2 protein-coding genes are annotated in these 2240 nt (G+C 49.6%); one reads left to right on the forward strand and one right to left on the reverse strand.

Going from position 1 to position 2240, the window contains the following annotated elements:
* Positions 1-265 precede the first annotated feature (265 nt).
* Positions 266-1270: an NAD-dependent epimerase gene (locus JTA15_RS09955; protein ID WP_047955848.1), complete on the forward strand. Its 1005-nt coding sequence runs from the start codon at positions 266-268 to the stop codon at positions 1268-1270.
* A gap of 53 nt (positions 1271-1323) precedes the next feature.
* On the opposite strand, the gene JTA15_RS09960 is transcribed toward JTA15_RS09955, so the two are convergent.
* Positions 1324-2240 (reverse strand): nucleotide sugar dehydrogenase (locus tag JTA15_RS09960; RefSeq protein WP_255580216.1); only part of this gene is annotated, 917 nt, incomplete at its 5' end.

Here is a 2240-nt window from a genome sequence, read left to right on the forward strand (position 1 = left end):
CACTAAACCAAGTAAATCAATTTGCTCCGGGTCATTGCTGCGATTGACCAGGTTATTGTTGTTTTGCGTCATACAATCCCTAACAGATGAAAAAGGGCAAAAATAAACATGTTCACATAGTGTATCTGTTGCTACGGATTTTTCTATAAGAATCCGATGAGTTAAATCGGAAAGATGGGTTATGTAACTGGCATCCGCCGCGCTATGATAGACGCGATGTGATGCGTGATGGCATCAGTAAGAACACATATTTATGAGGGAAGGTATGAAATTTCTGGTAACGGGTGCAGCAGGCTTTATCGGCGCAAATGTCAGCAAACGACTCCTGGATGCCGGTCATCAGGTCGTCGGTATTGATAACCTGAATGACTACTATGATGTCAATCTTAAGCTGGCACGTCTGGATCTGCTGACATCTGACAGTTTCGCCTTCCACAAGCTTGACCTGGCCGACCGTGAAGGCATGGCCGCACTGTTCGCCCGTGAGAAATTTGATCGCGTCATCCACCTGGCCGCACAAGCCGGTGTACGCTACTCGCTTGAAAACCCTCACGCCTATGCAGATGCCAACCTGATAGGGCATCTCAACGTGCTGGAAGGCTGTCGCCATCACAAGGTACAACATCTTCTGTATGCGTCTTCCAGCTCCGTTTACGGTCTGAATCGCAAGATGCCTTTTTCGACTGACGATTCGGTCGATCACCCTGTCTCACTTTATGCCGCGACCAAAAAAGCCAATGAACTGATGTCGCATACCTATTCCCACCTGTACAACCTGCCCACGACGGGACTGCGCTTCTTTACCGTGTACGGTCCGTGGGGACGTCCGGATATGGCGCTGTTTAAGTTCACCAAAGCGATGATTGAAGGCAAAAGCATTGATGTCTACAACTACGGTAAGATGAAGCGCGACTTCACCTATATTGATGACATCGCCGAAGCCATTATCCGTCTGCTGGATGTTATTCCTCAGGCGGATGCAAACTGGACCGTTGAAACCGGTTCACCGGCAACCAGCTCTGCGCCTTATCGCGTCTATAACATCGGAAACAGCTCTCCGGTTGAACTGATGGATTACATTACGGCTCTTGAAGAGGCGCTCGGGATAGAGGCAGAGAAGAATATGATGCCAATCCAGCCGGGTGACGTACTGGAAACCAGCGCAGACACTAAAGCGCTGTATGACGTTATTGGCTTCAAACCGCAGACTTCCGTTAAAGAAGGCGTGAAGAATTTCGTTGACTGGTATCGCGACTTCTACAAAGTATAAAAACATAAAAAAACCGGCAAGTGCCGGTTTTTTTATGCGCCTTAAGCAGAGACTCAGTCGCTACCAAACAGATCGCGGGTATACACTTTATCCGCCACGTCGGCCAGTTCTTCCGCCATACGGTTAGAGATAATCACATCCGCTTCCTGTTTGAACGCATCCAGGTCACGAATAACACGGGAATGGAAGAATTCATCTTCCTGCATCGCTGGCTCATAAATAATTACCTGAACGCCTTTGGCCTTAATACGCTTCATGATCCCCTGAATGGAAGAGGCGCGGAAGTTATCAGAACCGCTCTTCATGATCAGGCGATATACGCCCACCACTTTCGGCTGACGCGCGAGAATGGAATCGGAAATGAAGTCTTTACGCGTGCGGTTGGCATCCACAATCGCGGAAATCAAATTGTTTGGCACAGCCTGATAGTTCGCCAGCAACTGCTTGGTATCTTTTGGCAGGCAGTAGCCGCCATAGCCAAACGACGGGTTGTTGTAATGGTTGCCGATACGCGGGTCGAGGCACACGCCTTCGATGATCTGGCGGGTATTCAGGCCCAGACTCTCGGCATAGCTGTCCAGCTCGTTGAAGTAGGCCACGCGCATTGCCAGATAGGTATTGGCGAAGAGCTTGATTGCCTCGGCTTCGGTGGAGTCAGTGAACAGGACCGGAATATCTTTCTTGATTGCTCCTTCCTGCAGCAGTGCGGCGAAGCGCTCCGCACGCTCAGAGCGCTCGCCGATCACGATACGGGATGGATGCAGGTTATCGTATAACGCCCTGCCCTCGCGCAGAAACTCTGGCGAGAAGAAGACATTATCAATACCCAACTCTTCTTTAATCGATTTGGTGAAGCCTACTGGAATGGTCGATTTGATGATCATCACCGCTTTTGGGTTGATTGCGATAACATCTTTGATCACCGCTTCCACGGTTGAAGTGTTGAAGTAGTTGGTTTTAGGGTCGTAGT

The organism is Enterobacter sp. BIDMC 29 (assembly GCF_019378755.1).
GTDB classification, from domain to species: domain Bacteria; phylum Pseudomonadota; class Gammaproteobacteria; order Enterobacterales; family Enterobacteriaceae; genus Enterobacter; species Enterobacter ludwigii.

Coding starts and splice junctions, on each gene's coding strand:
- JTA15_RS09955 (WP_047955848.1), top strand. CDS start 266: ATGAAATTTCTGGTAACGGGTGCAGCAGGCTTTATCGGCGCAAATGTC.